Origin of the sequence: Ruminococcus sp. MSJ-25 (assembly GCF_018917825.1) — a bacterium.
In the GTDB taxonomy this organism is placed as follows: domain Bacteria; phylum Bacillota; class Clostridia; order Oscillospirales; family Ruminococcaceae; genus Hominimerdicola; species Hominimerdicola aceti.
In genome coordinates this window covers 212,289-235,697 of sequence record NZ_JAHLPI010000016.1, presented here as the reverse complement: position 1 = coordinate 235,697, position 23,409 = coordinate 212,289, and the positions used below count along the sequence as shown (strand labels likewise).

Annotated in this window: 24 protein-coding genes; 10 read left to right on the top strand and 14 right to left on the bottom strand. The window is 45.1% G+C overall.

What is annotated here, in order from left to right; all coding sequences use genetic code 11:
• Positions 1-2 precede the first annotated feature (2 nt).
• The 9 genes from purF to purD all read left to right on the top strand — a co-directional run bounded on the left by purF (position 3) and on the right by purD (position 8,380).
• A complete protein-coding gene (gene purF, locus KQH97_RS07020) occupies positions 3-1,427 on the top strand; it encodes an amidophosphoribosyltransferase (RefSeq protein WP_022287348.1) in 1,425 nt (474 codons plus the stop codon).
• A gap of 22 nt (positions 1,428-1,449) precedes the next feature.
• Positions 1,450-2,490: a phosphoribosylformylglycinamidine cyclo-ligase gene (purM, locus tag KQH97_RS07015; RefSeq protein WP_022287349.1), complete on the top strand. Its 1,041-nt coding sequence runs from the start codon at positions 1,450-1,452 to the stop codon at positions 2,488-2,490.
• Positions 2,491-2,502: 12 nt separating this feature from the next.
• Entirely contained in the window at positions 2,503-3,135 is a 633-nt protein-coding gene (gene purN / locus KQH97_RS07010) for a phosphoribosylglycinamide formyltransferase (RefSeq protein ID WP_118123564.1), read from the top strand.
• 22 nt (positions 3,136-3,157) lie between these two features.
• Positions 3,158-3,874 carry an IMP cyclohydrolase gene (locus KQH97_RS07005; protein ID WP_216553619.1) on the top strand — a complete coding sequence of 239 codons (717 nt, stop codon included), beginning with the start codon at positions 3,158-3,160 and terminating at the stop codon, positions 3,872-3,874.
• 30 nt (positions 3,875-3,904) lie between these two features.
• Entirely contained in the window at positions 3,905-4,402 is a 498-nt protein-coding gene (locus KQH97_RS07000) for a hypothetical protein (protein WP_117876438.1), read from the top strand.
• A 16-nt stretch (positions 4,403-4,418) separates the two neighbouring features.
• A complete protein-coding gene (locus tag KQH97_RS06995; protein WP_117876437.1) occupies positions 4,419-4,952 on the top strand; it encodes a hypothetical protein in 534 nt (177 codons plus the stop codon).
• A 41-nt stretch (positions 4,953-4,993) separates the two neighbouring features.
• The gene (locus KQH97_RS06990) at positions 4,994-6,175 is read left to right on the top strand and encodes a phosphoribosylaminoimidazolecarboxamide formyltransferase (RefSeq protein WP_118059680.1); all 1,182 of its coding nucleotides are present in this window, start codon (positions 4,994-4,996) and stop codon (positions 6,173-6,175) included.
• A 55-nt stretch (positions 6,176-6,230) separates the two neighbouring features.
• Positions 6,231-6,935, top strand: coding sequence for a PsbP-related protein (locus KQH97_RS06985; protein WP_181983439.1), 705 nt, complete (start codon positions 6,231-6,233; stop codon positions 6,933-6,935).
• A gap of 89 nt (positions 6,936-7,024) precedes the next feature.
• Entirely contained in the window at positions 7,025-8,380 is a 1,356-nt protein-coding gene (gene purD, locus KQH97_RS06980; RefSeq protein WP_117863237.1) for a phosphoribosylamine--glycine ligase, read from the top strand.
• Positions 8,381-8,503: 123 nt separating this feature from the next.
• Here purD and KQH97_RS06975 read toward each other — a convergent pair whose 3' ends face one another.
• Positions 8,504-10,936: a hypothetical protein gene (locus KQH97_RS06975; RefSeq protein ID WP_216553618.1), complete on the bottom strand. Its 2,433-nt coding sequence runs from the start codon at positions 10,934-10,936 to the stop codon at positions 8,504-8,506.
• 20 nt (positions 10,937-10,956) lie between these two features.
• The gene (locus KQH97_RS06970) at positions 10,957-13,056 is read right to left on the bottom strand and encodes an RND family transporter (RefSeq protein WP_117939118.1); all 2,100 of its coding nucleotides are present in this window, start codon (positions 13,054-13,056) and stop codon (positions 10,957-10,959) included.
• Between the two features lie 278 nt (positions 13,057-13,334).
• On the opposite strand from KQH97_RS06970, the gene KQH97_RS06965 reads away from it, so the two are divergent.
• Positions 13,335-13,949, top strand: a complete 615-nt coding sequence (locus KQH97_RS06965; RefSeq protein ID WP_117856574.1) for a TetR/AcrR family transcriptional regulator — start codon at positions 13,335-13,337, stop codon at positions 13,947-13,949.
• Between the two features lie 86 nt (positions 13,950-14,035).
• On the opposite strand, the gene KQH97_RS06960 is transcribed toward KQH97_RS06965, so the two are convergent.
• From KQH97_RS06960 to miaA, 12 genes are all read right to left on the bottom strand, one after another.
• Entirely contained in the window at positions 14,036-14,983 is a 948-nt protein-coding gene (locus tag KQH97_RS06960; protein ID WP_117896659.1) for a transketolase family protein, read from the bottom strand.
• Between the two features lie 3 nt (positions 14,984-14,986).
• Positions 14,987-15,826 (bottom strand): transketolase, encoded by an 840-nt coding sequence (locus KQH97_RS06955; RefSeq protein WP_022287361.1) that lies wholly within the window; start codon positions 15,824-15,826, stop codon positions 14,987-14,989.
• A gap of 21 nt (positions 15,827-15,847) precedes the next feature.
• Entirely contained in the window at positions 15,848-16,669 is an 822-nt protein-coding gene (locus KQH97_RS06950) for a Cof-type HAD-IIB family hydrolase (protein ID WP_118161700.1), read from the bottom strand.
• A 17-nt stretch (positions 16,670-16,686) separates the two neighbouring features.
• Positions 16,687-17,604 (bottom strand): RluA family pseudouridine synthase, encoded by a 918-nt coding sequence (locus KQH97_RS06945; RefSeq protein WP_216553617.1) that lies wholly within the window; start codon positions 17,602-17,604, stop codon positions 16,687-16,689.
• Positions 17,591-18,106, bottom strand: coding sequence for a signal peptidase II (gene lspA / locus KQH97_RS06940; RefSeq protein WP_046440859.1), 516 nt, complete (start codon positions 18,104-18,106; stop codon positions 17,591-17,593). The genes KQH97_RS06945 and lspA overlap by 14 nt, the downstream gene beginning before the upstream one ends.
• A 56-nt stretch (positions 18,107-18,162) precedes the next feature.
• Positions 18,163-18,939, bottom strand: coding sequence for a DivIVA domain-containing protein (locus KQH97_RS06935; RefSeq protein ID WP_117896661.1), 777 nt, complete (start codon positions 18,937-18,939; stop codon positions 18,163-18,165).
• Positions 18,940-18,958: 19 nt separating this feature from the next.
• Entirely contained in the window at positions 18,959-19,741 is a 783-nt protein-coding gene (locus KQH97_RS06930) for an RNA-binding protein (protein ID WP_216553616.1), read from the bottom strand.
• 2 nt (positions 19,742-19,743) lie between these two features.
• Positions 19,744-20,193, bottom strand: a complete 450-nt coding sequence (locus tag KQH97_RS08685) for a cell division protein SepF (protein WP_242989556.1) — start codon at positions 20,191-20,193, stop codon at positions 19,744-19,746.
• 2 nt (positions 20,194-20,195) lie between these two features.
• The gene (locus KQH97_RS06920; RefSeq protein ID WP_242992020.1) at positions 20,196-20,942 is read right to left on the bottom strand and encodes a YggS family pyridoxal phosphate-dependent enzyme; all 747 of its coding nucleotides are present in this window, start codon (positions 20,940-20,942) and stop codon (positions 20,196-20,198) included.
• The gene (locus KQH97_RS06915) at positions 20,890-22,125 is read right to left on the bottom strand and encodes an HlyD family efflux transporter periplasmic adaptor subunit (RefSeq protein WP_216553615.1); all 1,236 of its coding nucleotides are present in this window, start codon (positions 22,123-22,125) and stop codon (positions 20,890-20,892) included. Before KQH97_RS06915 ends, KQH97_RS06920 begins: the two co-directional genes overlap by 53 nt.
• Before the next feature lie 14 nt (positions 22,126-22,139).
• The gene (gene hfq, locus KQH97_RS06910) at positions 22,140-22,382 is read right to left on the bottom strand and encodes an RNA chaperone Hfq (RefSeq protein ID WP_022287370.1); all 243 of its coding nucleotides are present in this window, start codon (positions 22,380-22,382) and stop codon (positions 22,140-22,142) included.
• A 73-nt stretch (positions 22,383-22,455) separates the two neighbouring features.
• Positions 22,456-23,400: a tRNA (adenosine(37)-N6)-dimethylallyltransferase MiaA gene (gene miaA, locus KQH97_RS06905; protein ID WP_216553614.1), complete on the bottom strand. Its 945-nt coding sequence runs from the start codon at positions 23,398-23,400 to the stop codon at positions 22,456-22,458.
• Between the last annotated feature and the right edge of the window lie 9 nt (positions 23,401-23,409).

The window sequence follows — 23,409 nt, the reverse complement described above, 5'->3', positions numbered from 1 at the left end:
AATTGGTAACAGGTATCCATGAAGAATGCGGCGTTTTCGGCATTTATACTAACAAGACAAGCGATGTTGCGGCTCAGACTTATGTATCTCTTTACGCATTACAGCACAGAGGTCAGGAAAGCTGCGGTATCGTTGTAAACGACGACGGCGTGTTCAGCTATCACAAGGACGTGGGTCTTGTCAATCAGGTTTTTGACAAAGAAACTCTCGAACGGCTCGGCAAGGGCAACATTGCTATAGGTCATGTGAGATATTCGACTACAGGCAACTGCAATGCTTCAAACGCTCAGCCGCTTGTTGTTCGTCACATAAAGGGTCCTATGGCTATCGCTCACAACGGAAATCTTACTAACGCAAGAGAACTTAGAGAGCAATATGAAAACAAGGGCATGATATTCCACAGCACAAATGATACTGAGGTCATATCATACGCTATAACCGAGGAACGTCTTAGAGCACCGTCTATACAGGCGGCGCTTGAAAAGGCTATGTACAGGATAAAGGGTGCGTATTCGCTGCTCGTTATGTCGCCGACAAAGCTTATTGCGGCGAGAGATCCTGACGGCTTCAGACCCCTTTGCCTCGGAAAGATAGACGACGGCTATGTGGTAGCGTCGGAGACCTGTGCTTTTGACAGCATCGGCGCTGAATACATAAGAGATCTTAAACCAGGTGAAATGATAGTTATTGACAAAAACGGTGTGAACTCTATCACGACTCACTGTGGTAAAAAGGGTACTATATGCGTATTTGAATATGTATATTTTGCCAGACCTGATTCTGTTATCGAGGGGTCGAGCGTTCACATGGCAAGGCTCAGGGCAGGAAAATATCTTTGGAGAGAACACCCTGTTGACGCTGATATCGTCATAGGCGTGCCTGACTCGGGACTTGACGCTGCACTGGGATTTTCTCAGGAAAGCGGCATACCATACGGCATTGGATTTATCAAGAACAGATACATAGGCAGGACGTTCATTCAGCCTAGCCAGACAGAGAGGACGAACTCCGTCAAGATAAAGCTCAACGCTATTTCAAGCACTGTTAAGGGCAAGAGGGTCGTTATGATAGACGACAGTATCGTCAGAGGAACGACTTCGGGACGTATCGTCAAGCTGCTGAGGGACGCAGGTGCAAAGGAAGTTCACGTTCGTATCTCCTCCCCTGCATTCATTGCACCATGCTATTTCGGAACGGATATAGACAGCAAGGAAAATCTTATCGCCTGCAAGATGACCAATGAAGAAATATGCGAATATATCGGTGCAGACAGCTTGGGATATCTCAGTGTTGAAAGCGTTAAAAAGCTTGCAGGAAATTCAAAGTGTGATTTCTGCGTAGGATGCTTTACAGAAAAATACCCTATTGAAGTTCCTAAGGATATGCCTAAGGACAAATTTGAATCGAAGATATCGGAAAAGAAGTAAATAACTGAAAGGATATTTTATCATGAATACAAACAGTTTTTCAAACAGCTACAAGGAAGCAGGCGTTGACGTAACGGCTGGCTACAAGGCAGTTGAGCTTATGAAGCAGCACGTTGCAAGGACCATGACGAGCGGTGTTCTCAGCGGCATCGGCGGCTTCGGCGGTCTGTTTGAGCTTGACATGACAGGTATCACAAAGCCTGTTCTCGTTTCAGGCACAGACGGCGTTGGCACAAAGCTCAAGATAGCTTTTCTTATGGACAAGCATGACACAGTTGGTATCGACTGCGTGGCAATGTGCGTAAACGACATTATCTGCTGCGGTGCAAAGCCACAGTTTTTCCTTGACTACATCGCTGTTGGCAAGAACTATCCTGAGAAGATAGCTCAGATAGTTTCAGGTGTTGCTGAGGGCTGTGTACAGTCAGGCTGTGCGCTTATCGGTGGCGAAACGGCTGAGATGCCTGGTTTCTATCCTGTAGACGAATATGACCTTGCAGGCTTCTCTGTTGGCGTTGTTGACAAGGACAAGATACTTGACCCAAGCACTCAGAAGGCCGGGGACGTTATGATAGCTATCAAGTCAAGCGGCGTACACTCAAACGGCTTCTCACTGGTAAGAAAGGTATTCAGCGTTGACGAAAAGACTCTTTCTGTTCACTATGACGAGCTTGGCAAGACACTTGGCGAGACACTTCTCACACCTACAAAGATATATGTAAAGGCTGTTATGAGCCTGCTTGACTCTGTTAAGGTAAAGGCTATATCTCACATCACAGGCGGCGGATTCTATGAGAACATTCCACGTTCACTTCCAAGCGGTCTTTCTGTTAAGATAGCAAGAAGCGACGTTCAGGTGCTTCCTATTTTCGACGTTATCGCAAAGACAGGAAACATTCCTGAGAGAGATATGTTCAACACATTCAACATGGGCGTTGGTATGACAGTTGTTGTTGACAAGGCTGACGCTGACAAGGCTATCGAAGCTATCAAGGCAGCAGGCGAAGAAGCTTACGTTCTGGGCGAGCTTGTTGACTCTGACATGGGCGTTATCATCTGCTAAGGGTAAAGAGATATGAAGAAGATATGCGTTCTTGTTTCGGGTGGCGGAACAAACTTACAGGCGCTTATTGACGCTGAAAAAAGCGGCATTATAAAAAATGGCAAGATAACCTGCGTTATATCCTCCAAGGAGGGTGCTTATGCTCTGGAGAGGGCGAAAAATGCAGGTATCGGCACTGTCGTTATTCCGAGAAAGGAATATGCTGACAGCAAGAGTTACAGCGAGGCTATTCTGGCTGAGCTTAACAGACAAGGTGCTGACCTTATCGTGCTGGCTGGATTTATGGTCATTCTTGACGAATGCGTTACAAAGGCTTATCCTTACAGGATAATAAATGTTCACCCTGCACTGATACCGTCATTCTGCGGCGAGGGTTTTTACGGACTTAGAGTTCATGAAAAGGCTCTTGAATACGGTGTAAAGGTATCGGGTGCGACTATACATTTTGTAAACGAAAAGGCTGACGCTGGTGCGATAATTTTGCAGGGCGCTGTAGATGTTGCAAATGACGAGACGCCTGAAAGCTTACAGAAGAAGATAATGGAAAACGTTGAATGGAAGCTTTTGCCTAAGGCGGTTTCGCTGTTCTGCGAGGACAGAATAAGCATTAAGGACGGCAAGGCTTACGTTGACCTTAAAGACTGAGAAAAATTATGGAGGACAAGATATGAAGACCCTTAATATTTATGACGAGCTTAAAAGCAACTCATATCCGGGCAGAGGAATAGTTATAGGCAAGTCTGCTGACGGAAAGAGTGCGGTAACGGCCTATTTTATCATGGGCAGAAGTGTTAATTCCAGAAACAGAGTTTTCACGGAAACTGAGGACGGCATCAAGACAGAAGCTGCTGACCCTAGCAAGCTTTCTGACCCACACCTTATTATATACTCCCCTGTTCGTGTGCTTGGAAACAAGACTATCGTTACAAACGGCGATCAGACGGACACTATTTACGAGCTTATGGACAAGCAGCAGACTTTTGAGCAGTCACTGAGGACGAGAGAGTATGAGGACGACGCTCCAAACTACACTCCTCGTATTTCAGGTATCATCCACGTTGAGAACGGCGCATATAATTATGCTATGAGCATACTCAAGTCCGCTGACGGCAATCCTGACTGCTGCGAGAGATTTACTTACACATACACAAACCCTCTTGACGGTGTGGGTCATTTTATCCACACTTACATGGGTGACGGCAATCCTCTGCCAAGCTTTGAGGGCGAGCCTAAGAAGGTGGAGATACCTAACGATATCGAAGAGTTTACCGCAAAGCTGTGGGACGCACTCAACGAGGACAACAAGGTATCGCTGTTTGTAAGATACATTGATATCGCAAGCGGCAAGGCTGTTTCTAAGATAGTAAACAAATACAGCAAGTAAGCAAAGGATCATAGACAGGGAGTTTGAAAAATGGAGTTAGTTGCTCTAAGATGTCCCAAATGCAACGGTGAGCTTGAGGTCCACGAGGGACAAAAGCGGACGTTTTGCAAATATTGCGGCTCACAGATACTTCTTGATGACGGCAACAGGATAATCAACGTTATCGACGAGGCAAGGCTCAGAGAAATAAAGCTCAACAAAGAGGTCTCAGACTTTGACAGAAAGCTCCAAAACGAAGAGGACAGGGGCAGATACAAGTCTGCATCACAAAGACAGGGTTGGATAATTCTTTCCATTGTTTTGCACGTTGTTTTTACACTGCTGTTCAGCGGTGCTGTTATGTATCAGTCGGTATTCGCCATAATTGCGGCAATATGCGTTTGGATAGGCTTTCCGATACTTTTGGCGGTGGTCAAGCCGAGAAACGCAGGAGGGCTGAGCAGAATAAAGACTGCGGTACTGTTTTACATAACGTTCACGGTGATTTTCTTCGCTGTGGGTAAAATTTACTTGAAGTATTTGAAATAGTCGGGGGGAAAGTAATTTGGAGCTTATCGCACTTAAATGCAAACACTGCGGCGGCGAGATAACCATTGAGGAGGATAAAAAGATCGTCTACTGCCCTTACTGCGGCACTCAGAACTACATTGATGACGGCACGAGAACTGTCAAGATAGTTGACGAGGCAAAGCTTGAAGAGGTAAGGCTGAGGCAGGAGGAGTTCCTTAAAAGAAAAGCCTCGGAGGAGGCACTCAACAGCGTAAGGGACAGAAAGCTAAAGCAGCGGAGGATATGGCGTATATTTATGTCGGTCGCCCACGCTGAACTTGTGATACCTGTTTTTATGCTTATGAAAAATCAAGACGAAACGCCAAGCATAAACCTTATTCTCTTTACACTGGGATATATGCTCATTGTACCGATAATACTGGGCGTTACAAGACCTACTATTCCGTCAAAAAAGTGGGACGTAAAAGAGAAAGGCAAAGGCAGGCTGATACTGCTTTTCTATATGTCATTTATTGCGGTGCTTATTGTGGCGGTAATGGCAGGAGTGGCATTATTTGCAATGGACTGACGTAAAGGGACTATTCATAAAAAATAACGGAGGTAAAAATTATGGCAAATGAAATGCTTTTGAAATACGGCTGCAACCCTAATCAGAAGCCGTCAAGAGTATTTATGGAGGATGGCAAGGATCTCCCTATCGAGGTACTCAACGGCAAGCCCGGTTACATCAATCTGCTTGACGCATTCAACGGCTGGCAGCTGGTAAGAGAGCTTAAAAAGGCAACAGGTATGTGTGCGGCAACTTCTTTCAAGCACGTTTCACCTGCGGGCGCTGCTATCGGCAAGCCTTTGAGCGAGGTCGAAAAGAAGATATATTTTGTTGACGATCTGGGTGAGCTAACTCCCCTTGCAAGCGCTTATGCGAGAGCAAGAGGTGCTGACAGAATGTCATCATACGGCGATTTTATCGCACTTTCTGACGAGTGCGACGCTTGCACTGCAAAGATGATCCAGAGAGAGGTTTCTGACGGTATCATTGCACCGGGCTACACTGACGAGGCTCTTGAGATACTCAAGTCAAAGAGAAAGGGTACATACAACATCATCAAGATAGATGAAAACTATGTTCCTGCACCTATCGAGAGAAAGCAGGTTTTCGGCGTAACTTTTGAACAGGGTCGAAACGAGCTGAAAATAGACAACGATATGCTCACAAATATCGTGACAGACAACAAGGAGATCCCTGAGGACAAGAAAACTGATCTTGTTATCTCACTTATCACACTTAAATACACACAGTCTAACAGCGTTTGCTATGTAAAGGACGGTCAGGCTATCGGTATCGGTGCAGGTCAGCAGTCAAGAATACACTGCACAAGACTTGCAGGAAACAAGGCTGACATCTGGTGGCTCAGACAGCACCCAAAGGTTCTGGGACTTCAGTTCGTTGACAACATAAGACGTCCTGACAGAGATAACGCTATCGACGTTTACATTTCTGACGAGCATGATGATGTACTGGCTGAGGGCGTATGGCAGAACACATTCAAGGTAAAGCCTGAGGTGCTCACTGAGGCTGAGAAGAAGGAGTGGCTTGCAAAGAACACAGACGTTTGCCTTGGTTCTGACGCTTTCTTCCCATTCGGCGACAACATCGAGAGAGCTAAAAAGAGCGGTGTGGCTTACATTGCCGAGCCAGGCGGATCTATCAGGGACGATCATGTTATCATGACTTGCAACAAGTACAACATGGCAATGGCATTCACCGGAATAAGATTATTCCATCACTAATTTCTGCGCATTAATGCAAAACAATAAAGGTCAAGAAGAAAAGGAGAAATTTATTATGAAAAAGTTACTTGCATCACTCATGGCACTGTCAATGGTATTTGCAGTTACAGGCTGCTCAGAGTCAAGCGATTCAAGCAGTGAGTCAAAGGTTGAGGCTAAAACAACTACTACAACTACAGCCGCACCTGCTGTCGAGTCTAAGGCTGACACAACAACTACAACTGCTGCACCTGAGGAGTCAGCTGCTGACACAACAACTTCTGCTAACGACACAACAAGCACCGGTGACGAGGCTAAGGGAACTTATAAGGATAATGTTTACACGAGCGATCTGTATACTTTCAAGATCGACTCAAAGAAGTGGGCAATGCAGGAGTCTGCTGGTGTTGACGTAATGTTCACATACGCTGACGCAGGCGATGATGCTGAGCTTGAGTCTGCTTCTATCAACGTTATCTCAATGTCAAACGATCTGCTCAATGGTCTTACAGCAAGTGATTATGCTGACCAGATCAAGCAAACATATAATTCCATGGACGGCTACACTGTTACAAACGACAAGGAAGATAAGTTTGCAGGCAAGGACGCTTACATTGTTGACGTAACAGGCGAGATCGGCTCACAGAAGGTACTGCTCAATCAGATAATCACTTCTGACAACGGCAACCTTGTTGTTATCACATATGGTGCAAGCGAGAACGCTTACAGCAAGCTTTCTGACGAGTTCAAGACAGTTCTTGACAGCTTTGAGCTTAAGTAATAATATACGAAGTAAATAAATGACGATACCGCACAGCATAGGTGTGCGGTATTGTTATAATTGGAAAAACACACTGAGGAGGTCTGAAAATGGACATATTAGTTGTTGGCGGAGGCGGACGTGAACACGCTATCGTTATGAAGCTTGCGGAGTCCCCTAAGGTAGGAAAGCTTTACTGCACACCCGGAAACGGTGGCATTTCACGCTATGCAGAATGCTTTGATGTTGCGGCAACGGATATCGAGGGCGTTGTGGCTCTGGCAAAGAAGCTTAAAGTAGACATGGTGGCTGTTGCACCTGACGATCCGCTTGTACTTGGAATGGTAGACGCTTTGCAAGCTGAGGGTTTCAAGACCTTTGGTCCTAAGAAAAATGCGGCTATAATCGAGGGTTCAAAGGTCTTTTCTAAGGATCTTATGAAGAAATACAATATTCCTACAGCCAAATACGAGGTGTTCACAAACAGTGAGGACGCTATAAAATATGTCAAGGAACAGAACACATACCCTGCTGTTATAAAGGCTGACGGACTTGCACTTGGCAAGGGCGTTATTCTGGCGGAGAGTGAGAAAGAGGCTGTGGAGGCTATACACTCCATGATAGACGACAAGCAGTTCGGTGAGAGCAGCTCCACTATCGTTGTGGAGGAATATCTCACAGGTCCTGAGGTTTCTGTGCTTTCATTCACTGACGGCAAGACTGTTGTTCCTATGATCTCTTCAATGGATCACAAGAGGGCGTTGGACGGCGACAAGGGTCTGAACACAGGCGGAATGGGTACTGTTGCGCCTAACCCTTACTACACTGAGGACATTGCCAAGGAGTGCATGGAGAAGATCTTCCTGCCGACTATAAATGCAATGAATGCTGAGGGCAGGACTTTTGAGGGCTGTTTGTATTTCGGACTTATGCTCACCCCTAATGGTCCAAAGGTAATTGAATACAACTGCCGTTTTGGCGACCCTGAAACGCAGGTCGTTCTTCCTATGCTGGAGGGTGATCTTTGCGAGATATTTGAGGCTATTTATGAACACAGGCTGGCTGATGTCAAGATCGGCTGGAAGTCGGGTTACTGCACTTGTGTTGTTATGGCCAGCGGAGGATATCCTGTTAAGTACAAAAAGGGTATCGAGATGTTCGGTATGGACGACAAGGGTCAGGTAGACGGAGCGTTTATTTATCACGCAGGCACTAAGTATGAGGACGGCAAATTCTACACAAACGGCGGTCGTGTTCTGGGTGTTACCTGCAATGCTTACACACTTCAGGGCGCACTGGACAAGTCTTACGAGGCTGTTTCCAAGATAAAGTTCGAGGGAGAGCATTTCAGAAAAGACATTGGTCAGAAAGCACTGAAAGCACTTCCTAAAGATTCTCTTGATCTTGAATACAAGCAGGACATGGAGGACTACATCGAAGAAAACGGCGTTTATCTAAGACAGTAGGATATATAAAACGGGCGGAGAGATTCCGTCCGTTTTTTTGTACAGATAATACATTTATAAATACAAAGACCCCCTCGGACATTTCTGTCCAAGGGGGTCTTTGCTATGTGTGGGAAGTAAAAATTACTCGTCTGCTTTTTCAATAGCCGCAGTTTCGTAAATATACTTAACTGAGCTTTCAACGCCATCGGCTGCGCCTGAGAATGTTGTTGAATCCTCGGCTGCTGTCTTGAGAGCGTCAAGTCTGTCGATAAGTCCCTTGAGGTCGTTGTTGTAGACGTCAAGGAGCTTGCCGATGCCCTCGTCCTTATACTTAGCCATGCCGTCTTTAAGGGTCTTTGCACCGCTTTCAAGCTTCTTAACACCAGATGAAAGCTGTGAGCTGCCGTCTTTGAGCTGACCGATACCGCTGAACAGCTCTGCACTGCCGCTTGAAAGTGTTGTTGTACCCTGTGCAAGCTCTACAAGTGATGAATAGAGTGTTGCAGTACCGTCTTTTAGCTGCTTGCTGCCGTTGTCAAGCTGACCAAGACCGCTGTCAAGAGTTTTTGCACCGTTTGAAAGCTTTGATACGCCTGAGTTCAGGCTGTCAACACCCTTATCAAGCTTGCTTGCGCCTGCCTGTGCTGAGCTTACGCCTGCGGAGAGGTTCTTTGTGCCTGCGGAGAGTGTAGCTGCACCGCTGTTAAGCTCCTTGCTGGACTTAGCAAGTGTGCCGATACCGGTTTTAAGTGCAGAAGCACCCTCGTTTACTGTTTTAAGTCCTGTATTCAAATTATCAACGCCTGCGACAAGACCTTTCTTCTTATCGTTAAGACCATTGTATATCTGAGTTACACCGTCAACAAGCTGTTTGCCCTCGGTTGCCATTGTGCCGACACCTGTTGAAACATCGCCAAGGCCGCTCTGGGCGCCCTGCTGATACTGGATAGAGCCATTTACGGCTGCTATCATATTGCTTATGCTCGTGTACTCTGCTGAGCCTTCTTCGTAATTGCCGAGAAGCTGCTCAAGTCCTGCGAGTACCTGCTGGTCGTATGCGATAGACTGTGTAAGTGCGTTATCTACCTTTGTTATGCCATTTGAAAGAAGTTCAACGCTTGCAGGGAGTGACTGCACCTTTTCATAGAGTGTGGAAACGCCTGCATTAAGTGTTGCAACGCCTTTTTTCAGTGCAGTTGAACCGTCATAGGTCTGCTTTGTGCCTGCGGCAAGGTTTTTAGAGCCTGTCTGGAGGTCGCCTACGCCTGTAACAAGCTTATTTGTGCCTGCGGCAAGGCTTGCAGCACCGTTATTTACCTGCTGTGCGCCTGAGGATACCTGTGAAAGTCCGCTTGAAAGTGATGATGAGCCGTTCTTCAAGGTTGACATACCACTGTTTACCTGATCGAAACCACCGAGGAGGGCTGTTGAACCACTATGAGCTGTGGAGATACCTCTCATAAGCTCGCCTGTGGAAGAATCAAGGGTCTTTGCACCGTCACGAAGCTTTGTTGCACCGCTGTTAAGTGTCTTTGCACCATCGTCAAGTGACTTAGAGCCTGAATAAAGCTTGTCGATACCTGTGATAAGTGTTCCTGAGGAATCGGACAGCTTCTTTATGCCTGCGTAAAGCTCTGCTGTGCCGTCTACAAGCTCGTCTGTAGCATCAGAAAGCTCATCAAGCTTATCCTGAAGATCGTCAGCATCGCCGATATCGCTAAGGTCAAGCTTTGAGAAGATGTCAGATGTTGCGACTGTGAGAGAGGTCGTTGACTCGAAGTCCTTTACGTCTGCTGTGAACTCAACGTACTCCGGTATCTCGATATCTTCGTTATCCTGAAGATCAAGGCTCTTTGTAAGGCCAGGCATTGCAACGCCTATAAGTATCTGTCTGCTTCCGTCTGAAATGAGCTTGCCATTTGTTACTTCAACGTTTGAATAAACGTTAGTATCAAGGATAGCTGTTGTTGCCATAAGGTATGGAACATAGATATCTGTTTTCTTGCCGTTTATCTTGACAGTTTTCTTATCGTTGTTCGTATAGTCATATCTTACTGTAAGCTTACCGCTCTTGCCTGCGAGATCCTCAGGCTTTATCTCCTTGCCGTCAAGGGTATATGTTACCTTTACATCGACCGGGAGTGCCTTATCGGTATAGCCTTTATAGTAGATATCTCCGCCATCGGTATCCCATGTGAGCTTATCACCATTGGCTGTAAAGCCCTCGTCTGTTTTAACATTCTCGATATCTTTCAGGTCGGAAACGTCCTCCAGCTTCTTTACGCCCTGTGGGTTTTTCAGCCAGTTGGAAACGACTGTTTTTGTCTTGTTGCCGGAAGCGTCAGTGATAACATAAACTGTTTCTTCCTTAGCCTGCTTTTCAGTATCGCTGTCAGACTTATCAGCTTTCTTTGTATCTTTTGTATCTTTTTTATCTGATTCGCTCTTTGTTGTTGAGGCAGTGCTGTCGGCAGCGGAAGAGCTGTCTGACTGAGCTGCTGCATAAAGACCTGTGCAGCCTGCGGAAAGAAGTACGGCAAGTATGCCTGCAAGAACTCTTGAATACTTTTTCATAACTATATCTCCTTTACGAATTAGTTTATTTCAGGAAGCTTATAAAGCTTATTTTCTTTTTTCTTCATGCCCATTGTTGTATTGATTATTACCTTATCGAACAGCATAAGCATTGAAGGAAGTATGCAGATAACAGTTATCATACTGATTATTGCACCTCTTGACATGAGCGTACAAAGCTGTGAGATCATATCTACGCTTGAATATACGCCAACGCCGAATGTTGAAGCGAAGAAGCCAAGTGCACTGACCATGATAGACTTCATTGAAGTGGTGAGTGCGATAGTGACAGCTTCATGCTTATCCTTGCCTGCGTTACGCTCGGTCTTATATCTTGTTGTCATAAGGATAGCATAGTCAACTGTTGCACCAAGCTGGATAGTACCGATTACTACCGACGCTATGAACGGTATGGTGGTATTCGTAAAGCACGGAACACCCATGTTTACTGTGATAGCAAATTCGATAACGGCTACCAGAATGATAGGCAGTGAAACTGAACGCAGTGCAATAAGAATGATGATAAAGATAGCGGCGATAGAAACTATATTTACTACCTTGAAGTCATGATCTGTTATGTCGATAAGGTCTTTTGTTGCCGCCGCCTCACCGATAAGCATTCCGTCCTTATCGTAGGATTTAAGTATCTTGCTAAGCTCATCTATCTGGGCATTCTCTTCATCAGAAGCTACCTTATATTCAGAGCCGACCAGCATGAGCTGCCATTTGTCGCTTTTGAGTATTTTTGTTACTGAATCAGGAACTATCTCTCGAGGGATAGACGGACCGATAAGAGTATCCAGTGACATTGAGAAGCTTACACCATCAACCTTGCCCATTTCGTCGAGCATAGAGTTTACTTCCTTTGGCTTCATATCAGCGTCAACCAGGAGCATATGGGTCGTTGCCATGTTGTATTCCTCATCTAGCTTTGTGTTTGCGATAACACTGTTGAGATCCTTTGGAAGAGTATCTGTCAGGTTATAGTAGACATTGGTGTTTATCTGACCATACACGGCAGGGATAAGTACAACTATAAAGAGTACGATAAATGCTGCATGGTGCTTGATAATGAACTTTGCAGGCTTTTCAAGGCTTGGAACAAGGTCTTTGTGCATTGTTTTTTCAAGTGCCTTATCGAAGACAAGTATCATTGACGGGAGAACAGTTATGCAGCAGATAACGCCAATAACAACGCCCTTTGCCATTACGATACCCATGTCCATACCAAGCTCGTAGCTCATGAAGCAAAGTGCAAGGAAGCCTGCAACTGTTGTTATGGAGCTTGAAACAACTGAGGTGATTGTTTTGCCGATGGCGACTGCCATAGCCTCTTTGTTGTCACCAGGGTGCTTTTCTTTCTCCTCTTTGTAGCTGTGCCACAGGAAGATCGAGTAGTCTATCGTTACCGCAAGCTGAAGCACGGCTGCCAGAGCTTCGGTGATGAACGATATTTCGCCTTGTATGAAGTTCGTTCCCATGTTATAGATTATCGCCATGCCCACGCTGAGCATAAAGAACAGTGGGATAAGGAACGAATCCATTGTAAGTGCAAGTATGATACTTGTAAGTATTACTGCGATGACAACGTACATCGGAGCTTCCTGCATTGTCAGATCCTTGATATCCTCAACGACTGACGACATACCGCTTACAAAGCACTGCTCGCCTGCGATGCTTCTTATCTCCTTGACAGCTTCAAGTGAGCCGTCAGCGGAGGTCGCTTCGTCAAAAAAGACAGCCATCATTGTGGAGTTATCTGTATTGAAGAAATCGTAAATATCATCAGGAAGAACTTCCTTTGGAAGTGAAACGTCTGCCAAGGTGTCATACCAGAGAACATCGCAAACGTGGTCTACCTTTTCGATCTTCTCCTTGACCTTTTCAACGTCCTTGTCGTCCATGCCGTCAAGCATTACCAGCGAAAAGCCACCCTTGCCGAACTCGTCAAGCATTATATCCTGACCTTTCATGGTTTCAATGTCTGACGGGAGGTATGAAAGAATATCATAGTTTATTCTTGTGCTGACAAATCCGAATATTGACGGTATCAGCAGCAGAACGCTGACTATGAGTATCGGTACTCGGAGCTTTACAACTCCTCTGCCAAATTTCTGCATCAAATGTCATTCCCTTCACATAGTTTTTGACCTTTCGGTCTTTTAACAATTCATAGTATACATCAAAAATGACCAACAGTCAATAGCGAAATGACCATTAGTCATTCTTTTTGTAGAGTTGCACAAAATGACCAACGGTCATAACTGACTATTGGTCATTTTGCTCAGTTGACTTTGAGACGGTTTTGTATTATAATAGATTTAGGGTCAACCACAGTAAACCTGTGTATGTGTGACATACAAATTGTATATATTATAATAAGGAAGGACGTGTTAAAATGGGCAAGCTTGATACCAACAAAAAGGTAAAGGAGGACTCTCTGCTTAACACGGCTTTTAGTCTTTTTACCACCAAGGGAGTGAGCAAGACCTCTATTTCAGACATTGTGAACAACGCTGGTGTGGCGAAAGGGACGTTTTATCTTTATTTCAAAGACAAATATGACATAAGAAACAAGCTTGTTTCTCACAAGTCGTCACAGCTTTTCAGAAACGCTATCGAGGCATTAAATGCGAGCGGCAAGAAGCTCACCTTTAACGAACGAATTATTTTTATTGTTGACAACATCATTAACCAGCTAAACGAGAACAAGTCGCTTTTGACTTTTATTGCAAAGAATCTTAGCTGGGGCGTTTTCAAGCACGCTCTTACGTCGCCTATAAAGGACGATGACATCGACTTCCGCAACATTTATGACGCTATGCTTGCTGACGCTCCATATAATATTGTTCAGCCTGAGGTCATGATATTCATGATAGTTGAGCTTGTAAGCTCAACCTGCTACTCGTCCATACTTTACAACGAGCCTGTGGACATTGGCGAGCTTAAGCCTTATCTTTACATATGTATAAACAACATTATCGACACTCATGCAGGCACTGTAAAAGCATAAGAAAAGACACGTTTACGAGGTCGTAAGCGTGTCTTTTTTGTGTACAAAAAAACGGACGGAAGATATCCGTCCGTTTTGGGTTTTTATTACTTTGCCTTAACAGCATCTCTTGCCTTTGCAACGATATTATCTGCGCAGAGGCCATATTCTTTAAGAAGATCAACTGCCGGGCCTGAGTGACCGAACTCGTCATTAACGCCGATCTTAACAAGCTTTGCAGGGTGTCTTGCTGCAAGAACGTCTGCAACGGCTGAGCCAAGTCCGCCGATAACGCTATGCTCCTCAACTGTAAGAAGAAGTCCTGTGTTCTTTGCGGCTTCAACGATGATATCCTCGTCGATTGGCTTGATAGTGTGGATATTGATAACTGTTGCTTCAATACCCTCGGCTGCCAGTGTTTTTGCAGCCTCGATAGCTTCATAAACCATAAGACCTGTTGCAACGATAGCTATATCCTTGCCGTCACGGAGCTTAACGCCCTTGCCAAGCTCGAACTTATATGTTTCAGGGTCGTTGAAAACAGGTGTGGCAAGTCTGCCGAAACGGAGATAAACCGGACCTTCATGGAGGATAGCGGCTTCAACGGCAGCCTTTGCTTCAACGTCGTCGGCAGGGTTTATTACCACCATGCCAGGGATAGTTCTCATAAGAGCGATATCCTCGTTGCACTGATGTGTTGCACCGTCTTCGCCTACAGAGATACCTGCGTGTGTTGCACCTATCTTCACGTTGAGGTGAGGATAACCAATAGAGTTTCTAACCTGCTCAAATGCTCTGCCTGCGGCGAACATTGCAAATGTAGAAGCAAATGGTATCTTGCCTGTTGCAGCCATACCTGCTGCAACGCCCATCATATTTGACTCAGCGATACCGCAGTCAAAAAATCTGTCAGGGAATTTCTTCTTGAATATACCTGTTTTTGTTGCAGCAGCAAGGTCTGCGTCAAAAACATAGAGGTTCTCGTACTTATCGCCAAGCTCTGCAAGAGCCTCGCCGTAGCTTTCTCTTGTAGCTTTCTTCTTCAATTCTGCCATTGCTTAACCCTCCAGACTTTTAAGCTGTTCGTTTATTTCTGCCACAGCCTGCTCATACTGCTCCTTGTTAGGTGCTGAACCATGCCATGAAACGTTGTTTTCCATAAATGAAACGCCCTTGCCCTTGATACTCTTCATTACGATAACGCAAGGCTGACCGCATACTGTTTCTGCCTCGTTGAATGCTTTTTCAAGTGAGTCAAAATCGTGAGCGTCGGCTGTGATAACGTGCCAGCCAAATGCTGCAAACTTGTCAACGATAGGATATGGCGACATTACGTCCTCTATCTTTCCGTCGATCTGAAGTCCGTTATTATCCACAACAGCAACGAGGTTATCAAGCTTATAATGAGCGGCAAACATTGCAGCCTCCCATACCTGACCCTCTTCGATCTCACCGTCGCCAAGGATAGTATACACCTTATAGGTATCGCTTGTGAGCTTTCCTGAAAGCGCCATACCGCAGGCAACAGAAATGCCCTGTCCAAGGGATCCAGAGGACATATCTACGCCAGGGATAGAGATACAAGGGTGCCCCTGAAGCATTGCACCGATATGTCTGAGGGACTTCAACTCCTCCTTTGGAAAAAAGCCTTTTTCTGCAAGAGTTGCATAGAGTGCAGGTGCTGTGTGACCCTTTGAAAGCACGAGTCTATCTCTCTCAGGCTCTTCCGGCTTATCAGGATATACGTTCATCTTGGCAAAATAAAGATAAGTGAGCAGATCTGCGATAGAGAGCGAACCGCCCGGATGACCCGACTTTGCGTTGAATACTCCCTCGAGTATTCCAAGACGAACCTTGCAGGCTGTGATCTCAAGCTGTTTCTTTAATGTTTCGTCCATACTTTTGACCTCCAAAAAATATTATTTCTTCAGTTTTTCAAAAATTTCATCTATGACTGCGGCAATAAAATCCTCCTCGCAGGACTGCTCAAAGACCTTATCCGCAACCTTTTTGACCTCCTCTGCCGCATTTGACGGGCAATATGCCACGTCAGCCGCTTGAAGAAGTTCAATATCATTATTATAGTCGCCTGCAGCCACGAAAGTAAAATCCTCCATGCCACAAGCTTTTCTCAGCTCCTCAAGAGCCGTACCTTTTGATATATTCTGTGGAAGTATCTCGTAATACTCGATACTTGAACGCACAAAATCTACACCTTTGTAGCCTTTTTTTGCCACATAGTTTATAAGCTCGTCCATACGCTCAGGCTCAACTGCAAAAAGCACCTTATACCAGTTCTTGTCAGGTATCTCGTCAACGGCACACTGAACGGGAATGAGCTTACAGATCTCGTTATGGCGCTTTTCCATAGGGGTCATGCTTGGCACATAGACCTCGTTGACAGTAAGCACTTCACAGCCAACATAAAGATTATCGGCAAGTATCTCCTTGACGATATCCGCCGCAAAGCTTGGCAGAAAGACGTTATATATTTGATCTTTCGTATGGATATCGTAGACCATTCCGCCGTTTGACATTATGATAGGACAATTCACATTCACCATGTCAAAATACTGTCTAGCCGCCTGAATGGCTCTGCCTGTAGCGATAGAGAATCTGCCCCCAGCCTCTTCAAAACGCTTGACAGCGGCGAGAGTTTTCAGGGTAGGTATCTTGCTTGCGGGGAGAAAAGTTCCGTCCATATCCGTTATAAGCAGGACTTTTGATATATCTTCAAACATAAAATCACTTCCGTGGGTCAATTCCCTGCTCTGAGTTTTTTCAGCACCGCCTGAAAATAATCGGGCAATTCGCTGTCGAACTCCATATATTTCTTGGTCGCAGGGTGTATAAAACCAATTTTCTTTGCGTGGAGGCACTGCCCCTCGATTCCCTTTACAGCTTTGCCGTAAACATCGTCGCCGTAGACAGGGTGACCGATATAGGCGGAATGTACTCTTATCTGGTGGGTTCGGCCTGTTTCAAGGCGGAATTTCACCAGCGAGCACTGTCCGAACTCCTCCAGCACCTCATAATGGGTAACTGCGTGCTTGGAGTTTTGCTCCGTCACGCACATTTTCTTTCTGTCATATTTGCTTCTGCCGATAGGTGCGTCAACTGTGCCGGTAGGGGTCTTTAGGCGACCGCCTGTGAGTACAGCTTCATACTCTCTTGTAAAGCTATGCTCTTTTATCTGAGCCGCAAGAAAGTTATGTGCGCTGTCTGTCTTGGCAACGATCAGCAGACCGCTTGTATTTTTGTCTATCCTATGGACTATCCCAGGGCGAATGACGCCGTTTATTGAAGAAAGCCTGCCCTGACAATGATAAAGCAATGCGTTCACCAAAGTGCCATCGGGATTGCCTGCGGCAGGATGCACCACCATGCCTTTAGGTTTATTCACCACAAGCAGCTCGCTGTCCTCATAGACTATCTCCACAGGGATATCCTGTGGCTTGACGTCAAGCTCCACAGGGTCGGGAATAATTATCTCAACGCTGTCACCATTATGCAGCTTATAATTTTTCGATACTTTTTTGCCTCCAACTGTGACGCCACCGTCCTCGATAAGCTTCTGCACAGCGGAACGTGTAAGACCTGTATTCTGCGCCGACAGAAATCTGTCGATACGCTCGCCTGTTTGCTCGGCAGTGGCAATAAAATCAAGCTTTGTCATTTTCGTCTTTGACCTTTATATCGTCACGGATCGGCTTTTTCTTTTCGTCCAAAAAGCAGAAGCAGATAACGAACAAAATTCCGCCGATAACGATACAGATATCCGCAAAGTTGAAGATAGGGAAATTGATAGGCTCGAACTTGATGTAGTCCACAACTTCTTTAACCCTTATTCTGTCGATAAGGTTGCCGATACCGCCTGCAAGCACCATAGCCAGCGACACAAGCTCCAGCTTTGAGCCTTTGCGTATCTTATACATATAGATCACCGCCACGATCAGTACGACAACAGGCAGACCGATAAGAAACCAAGTCTTTCCTGACATCATGCTCCATGCTGCTCCTGAGTTTCTTATATGGGTCAGGCTGAACACCTTAAAGCTGCCGAACTTTATGACCTCCACAGGCTGACCGTTCAGCGGCAGGTTATTCGTCACGGCAAGCTTTATGAGCTGGTCGGCGGCAACGAGAACTGCCATGATAACAAGCGAAATTACAAACATCTATTCCCTACTCCATTTATGAACAGTAAGGCTCTGCGGAAAACAGAGCCTTTGAATTAATTATTTTTACCAAATTTAAGCTCAGCAGGAGCTGTCTTTGGTATAACAGGGTCGAAAGAACCAGTGTTAAGTATCTTCTCAACGTGCTCACTATCAGTAACAGGTGCAGATTCAGCCTCAACAGTTTCCTCCGGCTCAGCTGTTTCCTCTGCCTGCTCCTCTGCAGCTTCCTGTGTTTCCTCGACTGTTTCTTCTTCCTCATACTCCTCTGCTGTATCCTCGGCAGGCTCGGACGCAGGAATTTCCATAATAAGTCTTATCTGCTTATTATAAAGCTGAGTAAGGTCAGCCTTGAACTGAGTTACCTCAGCCTTGAGGTTCTCAAACTTAGCAAGCTCCTCGTCATAAGCGGCTCTTACTTCATTTATCTTCTTTTCTGTTATCTCGGTATTAGTTCTGATAAGCTCAGCACACTTTTCCTTATGCTCCTTAACTATTCTCTCACACTCAGAGGCACTCTGCTCTGCAAGTCTTACCTGCTCTGTTTTTGCAGATTCGATCATATCGTGAGCCTGAGTTTTGGCCTCAGTAAGTATCTTATTTGACTCTTTCTGAGCCACGACAAGAGCCTGCTGGATAGCTTCCTCGTCCTCTCTGTACTCGTTTATCTTCTCAACGAGCTTGATTATCTTAGCTTCGGTATCCTGATTTGCCTTTACGACTTCGGCATAATCCTCGGCTACCTGCTCAAGAAATTCTTTTACGTCTTCTTTTGAATAACCGTTTTTCTCGGTATCAAAAGTTTTTCCTTTAATATTATTTGGATTTAACATACTAGGACCTCCGTGATCTTTACACAAATTTATTTAAAGTTATATGTATTCTGTCTTTTTTAGTTGTGCCGTCAACTGAAAGCAGCTTGAATTTTCCGTATCCTCTCACTGAAAATGTACAGCCCTCTTCAAGAAGTATTTTCGGTGAATTTTTCGGCATATGGTCTATTTCAATACCCACGTTTTTTATAAGCTGTGCTGACTTTTCTCGTGATATCCTTGCGGCAAGACTTAAGATACAATCTGCACGCATGGAAGCCACAGTACCGCTTATTTCCTGAATTTTCTGCTCAATATGTATACTGCCGTCATAGCCTTCACTAAGCTTCACTCCTGCTCTGCCGACTTTCGTCAGAGCACTTGTCACCTCACCTGCAACAGATGAACGCAGGAACACCGCTGACTTTCCCTCTCCCACAAGAATGTCGCCAACGCTGTCTCTTGTTATTCTTAGTCCCATAAGCGAGCCTAGGATATCTCTGTGAGTTATTTTATCCTCTTTGCGATACAGCAGTGTGATTGCGGTGATAGGAAAATCCTCACTTTCTGCCTCGCCATATTCAGGATAGACGCACAGCATACGCCTTGCGGCGTTTTCATATCCGCCCCAAAGCCTATAATTCTCATATTTCACAGACGCCATGAGTTTTTCGCACAGCAGACACTGCCTTTCATCGAGAAACGCAGAAAACTTTGTCATATACTTTTCATCAGCCGCCCTTATCCAATCGGACACTCTGTCTAACAGACGGATATCGTCCTCAGACAGATCGGGCAAAAACTGATATTTAGCACGAGCCATTTTTAGAAGCTGTAGCCGTTATTTTCAAGCTCGCTCATAAGGTCAACTCCTGAGAAGCCAACGTTTCTAGGCATGATAGCGAAAGTTTTCTGAGCCATCATCTTGATGTCTGCACCATTTGCATACGCAACGCCTGAGATAAAGTCAAGTATTCTCTTTGCGTCCTCGCTCTTGACAGTTTCCAGGTTGAGAAGAACTGTCTTTCCCTCATTTATATCGCCGCCGATAGACTTGACCTCTGAAAAATCGTTTGGTCTTGCAAGAACTATCTGCAAGGTCGTGGTTTGCTCCATTCTTACCGGACGTGCGTTATTGCCATATGCACCTGTGTTCTTTGGTGCTTCGTTGTATTCTGTTTTATTCTCATACATCGGCTGCTGATACATTGCGTCCTCCTGCTCAAGTTCATCTTCGCCTACAAAGAGATTTTTTAATTTCTGCATTGCACCCATTTTTAATCCTCCAAATATTTTCTAGCTCCGAAAAGCTTTGTTCCGATCCTCACCAAATTTGAGCCATGCTTTATGGCAAGCTCATAGTCCCCAGACATTCCCATTGAGAGAATATCCATAGACACGTTCGGTATATCCTGCTCTTTCACCCTCAGGAAAATACCGTGCATTTTTTCAAAAACGTCCTCCCCTGAGCCAACAGGAGGGATAGCCATAAGACCCTTTACGGAAACGTTAGGCAGCTGCGCGGTCTGTCTTACAAGCTCCTCAGCCATTTCAGCGGAAACGCCGCTTTTAGTAGCCTCGTCGCCTATATTTATTTCCACAAGGACGTTCATAGTTTTATTATTCTTCACTGCTAGTCTGCTTATCTCATGAGCAAGCTTCAGGTTATCGACAGACTGTATCAGAGTAACGTCATTGATTATATATTTCACCTTATTGGTCTGCAAATGTCCGATAAACTGCACTTCTGCACTTTTATCGTAAGCTTCTTTCTTGGAAAGAAACTCCTGCACCCTGTTTTCGCCCAACAGCTTAAAGCCCTGAGCCACGGCGAAATTCACCTTTTCAGGCGGCACTGTCTTTGTGACAGCCATTATCCTGACTTCTTCGTCAGGCTTACGCCATTTTGCTTTGGCGTTCTCTACATTATAACATATTTCCTTACAGTTTTCAAGAACCTCCGGAAAATAATTATCCTGAGGTGACAGCGTTGCTGTCTGATCTACTTTGCTGCACATCTTCATCTGATACCACCTCTAACAAAATTTGATCGTAAAGCAGCAGATAATCCTCGTTTGAGGTATTTTCAGAGAGCACATAATCATCGCCCTCGTAAATAACATTGATCTTCTTAAAGGTAACGTCCTTGCCAAGTATCACATAAACGCCCTTCTGATCGCCCTGAAAACGTATCGCACTTCTTGGAACTTTAAGACCCTGATACTCGTCGAAGATAAGCTCTGCAGACTGCACTCTTGACTCAACAAGAGCTTCGTCAAGTCTGTCACAGGAAAGCACGACGACCACCTTGTTCTCGTCGTCCTCACAAGGCTTAACAGACTCCACCTGAACGTCATAGATGTTTTTTGTGGTACTGAGCGTCATTCTGAGCCATGCGCCCTCTGTTATCCTTTTATCGTTTTCCATGATCCCTGCTATCCTGCATGAATAGTCGGAAAACATTTTGCCAATGGCGTTCGGTGCGTCCTTACTAGGCTGGTCGATGACCTTTTGGATATCCTTGTCAGTGAGCTGGGAAGCGTTCTCCATAGTAAGCTCGCTCTCATAGCCGTCTGCATAGGAAACAAAATAGCCTGTTTCGTCAGCAGTGATCGTTTTTCCTGAGCCTGAGGTCTGTTCCTCCAGCTCCTTGACTTTCGCCTGAAGCCGGCTTATCCTCTCGTCATAGCTCTTCTCGGTCTTTGTGACGATATTATAAATATTCATCACAAGGGACATATCCTCTCTTGTTTTTGCAAACTCAGAGAAATTATCCTGAGAAGAATATGAGAGAAGCTCCTTATATTCCTTATCTATCTTGCTTTTGAGCGTTTCAGGCTGAACATAATTCGTTGTACCCGGATTTTGTGCTCTTTCAAGGGCGGCTATCTCGCTTTCAAGTATCTTTATCTTGTTTTTCGCTGTAACAGCGTCCTCAGAAGAATAAACTGACGCTATGGTATTGCCAACAGATATTTTACTGCCGTCGGAATAGGTATAATCCAAAACTCCGCCGCCGTCATAGGTGACCACCTTTTCATCTCTGATTACAACGCCCTTAAAAGCAATATCCTCATTGATAGTAACAAGCACAGCTTCCTCGGTGTCATGACGCTCTGTAAGTGCACTGTATATCTGACTGCCGATAGTTGTGATTATCAGCACAGAAAGCAGACCGGTAAGTATTTTAACGGTCAGAGAATTCATTTTTTACTGCCCTCTTAAATATCTGAATTGCCTGCGGCGTCAAGAACGTTGATATATCTTGACGGAACGATAGTTGAGATAGCATGCTTATAAACTATGTTCTGCTTGCCCTCGCAATCGAGAACTACAACATAGCTGTCAAAGCCCTTTACAACGCCTTTGAACTGGTAGCCGTTCATAAGGATAAAAGTAGACGCTATCTTGTCTTTTCTGATCTGGTTGAGTATAACGTCCTGAAGATTAAGATTCTTATTCATAAATAACACTCCTAAAAATTTTTACAGCAATGTATTGCTTTTTTTACTATAAAATCTTTCAAATTATATTATATCACATAATTTCCGATTTGGCTATAATATTTTTGATATTTTCTATAATTTTTTGAAAACTATCAAATTTATCTGTTTCCACCCACTGAATTCCGTCAACTCGTCTAAACCAAGTAAGCTGTCTTTTGGCATAATGACGGCTTTCCTGTTTGATTTTGTCGAGACATTCACAAAGCTCAGCTTTGCCTTCAAAATACGGCACGAGCTCCTTATAGCCTATCGCCTGATAAGCTGTAGCAGGGGTAAAGCTGTCATAAAAAGCTCTGCACTCCTCTATAAGCCCGTTTTCCACCATTACATCAACACGGCGGTTTATACGGTCATAGAGATACTGTCTGTCGGAAGCTGTAAGACCGATGATGCAGGCGTTATATGGCGACTTCTCACGACGGCTGTTCACCTTATGCTGTGAAAGCGGTATACCTGTAGTTTCAAAGACTTCAAGTCCTCGTATGACCCTTGGCAGGTTGTTCTCATGGACTTTCTCCGCAGTTTCGGGATCGACCTCTCTGAGCCTTTCCCACAAAGCGTGACCGCCCAGCGTCTTGGCTTCCTCCTCAAGACGTTTTCTGACTGAGCCGTCCGTTTCGGTATCGTCAAAGATCACGTTGTTCACAAGTGAGCTTATATATAGTCCTGTTCCCCCGCAGAGAATAGGAAGCTTGCCACGGCTGTGTATCTCTCTGATACGCTCACCTGCGAGCTTCACATAATCTGCCACGGAAAAAGCCTGCTCAGGCTTGAGAAAATCTATAAGATAATGTGGCACACCCTGCATTTCCTCTTTGGTAGGCTTTGCAGTGGCGATGCTCAGACCTTTATAAATCTGCATAGAGTCTGCGGAAACTATCTCACCGTCATATATCTTTGCAAGCTCCACTGCGCAGGCGGTCTTTCCACTGGCGGTAGGCCCTGCAATGACAAGGAGAGGTATTTTATTTTCCATAGCTTTCGC

What these genes read in the sequence shown, in the direction of transcription:
- purM (WP_022287349.1), top strand. Translation starts at nt 1,450, where the DNA reads ATGAATACAAACAGTTTTTCAAACAGCTACAAGGAAGCAGGCGTTGAC.
- purN (WP_118123564.1), top strand. Translation starts at nt 2,503, where the DNA reads ATGAAGAAGATATGCGTTCTTGTTTCGGGTGGCGGAACAAACTTACAG.
- KQH97_RS07005 (WP_216553619.1), top strand. Translation starts at nt 3,158, where the DNA reads ATGAAGACCCTTAATATTTATGACGAGCTTAAAAGCAACTCATATCCG.
- KQH97_RS07000 (WP_117876438.1), top strand. Translation starts at nt 3,905, where the DNA reads ATGGAGTTAGTTGCTCTAAGATGTCCCAAATGCAACGGTGAGCTTGAG.
- KQH97_RS06990 (WP_118059680.1), top strand. Translation starts at nt 4,994, where the DNA reads ATGGCAAATGAAATGCTTTTGAAATACGGCTGCAACCCTAATCAGAAG.
- KQH97_RS06985 (WP_181983439.1), top strand. Translation starts at nt 6,231, where the DNA reads ATGAAAAAGTTACTTGCATCACTCATGGCACTGTCAATGGTATTTGCA.
- purD (WP_117863237.1), top strand. Translation starts at nt 7,025, where the DNA reads ATGGACATATTAGTTGTTGGCGGAGGCGGACGTGAACACGCTATCGTT.
- KQH97_RS06975 (WP_216553618.1), bottom strand. Translation starts at nt 10,936, where the DNA reads ATGAAAAAGTATTCAAGAGTTCTTGCAGGCATACTTGCCGTACTTCTT.
- KQH97_RS06970 (WP_117939118.1), bottom strand. Translation starts at nt 13,056, where the DNA reads ATGCAGAAATTTGGCAGAGGAGTTGTAAAGCTCCGAGTACCGATACTC.
- KQH97_RS06965 (WP_117856574.1), top strand. Translation starts at nt 13,335, where the DNA reads ATGGGCAAGCTTGATACCAACAAAAAGGTAAAGGAGGACTCTCTGCTT.
- KQH97_RS06960 (WP_117896659.1), bottom strand. Translation starts at nt 14,983, where the DNA reads ATGGCAGAATTGAAGAAGAAAGCTACAAGAGAAAGCTACGGCGAGGCT.
- KQH97_RS06955 (WP_022287361.1), bottom strand. Translation starts at nt 15,826, where the DNA reads ATGGACGAAACATTAAAGAAACAGCTTGAGATCACAGCCTGCAAGGTT.
- KQH97_RS06950 (WP_118161700.1), bottom strand. Translation starts at nt 16,669, where the DNA reads ATGTTTGAAGATATATCAAAAGTCCTGCTTATAACGGATATGGACGGA.
- KQH97_RS06945 (WP_216553617.1), bottom strand. Translation starts at nt 17,604, where the DNA reads ATGACAAAGCTTGATTTTATTGCCACTGCCGAGCAAACAGGCGAGCGT.
- lspA (WP_046440859.1), bottom strand. Translation starts at nt 18,106, where the DNA reads ATGTTTGTAATTTCGCTTGTTATCATGGCAGTTCTCGTTGCCGCCGAC.
- KQH97_RS06935 (WP_117896661.1), bottom strand. Translation starts at nt 18,939, where the DNA reads ATGTTAAATCCAAATAATATTAAAGGAAAAACTTTTGATACCGAGAAA.
- KQH97_RS06930 (WP_216553616.1), bottom strand. Translation starts at nt 19,741, where the DNA reads ATGGCTCGTGCTAAATATCAGTTTTTGCCCGATCTGTCTGAGGACGAT.
- KQH97_RS08685 (WP_242989556.1), bottom strand. Translation starts at nt 20,193, where the DNA reads ATGGGTGCAATGCAGAAATTAAAAAATCTCTTTGTAGGCGAAGATGAA.
- KQH97_RS06920 (WP_242992020.1), bottom strand. Translation starts at nt 20,942, where the DNA reads ATGAAGATGTGCAGCAAAGTAGATCAGACAGCAACGCTGTCACCTCAG.
- KQH97_RS06915 (WP_216553615.1), bottom strand. Translation starts at nt 22,125, where the DNA reads ATGAATTCTCTGACCGTTAAAATACTTACCGGTCTGCTTTCTGTGCTG.
- hfq (WP_022287370.1), bottom strand. Translation starts at nt 22,382, where the DNA reads ATGAATAAGAATCTTAATCTTCAGGACGTTATACTCAACCAGATCAGA.
- miaA (WP_216553614.1), bottom strand. Translation starts at nt 23,400, where the DNA reads ATGGAAAATAAAATACCTCTCCTTGTCATTGCAGGGCCTACCGCCAGT.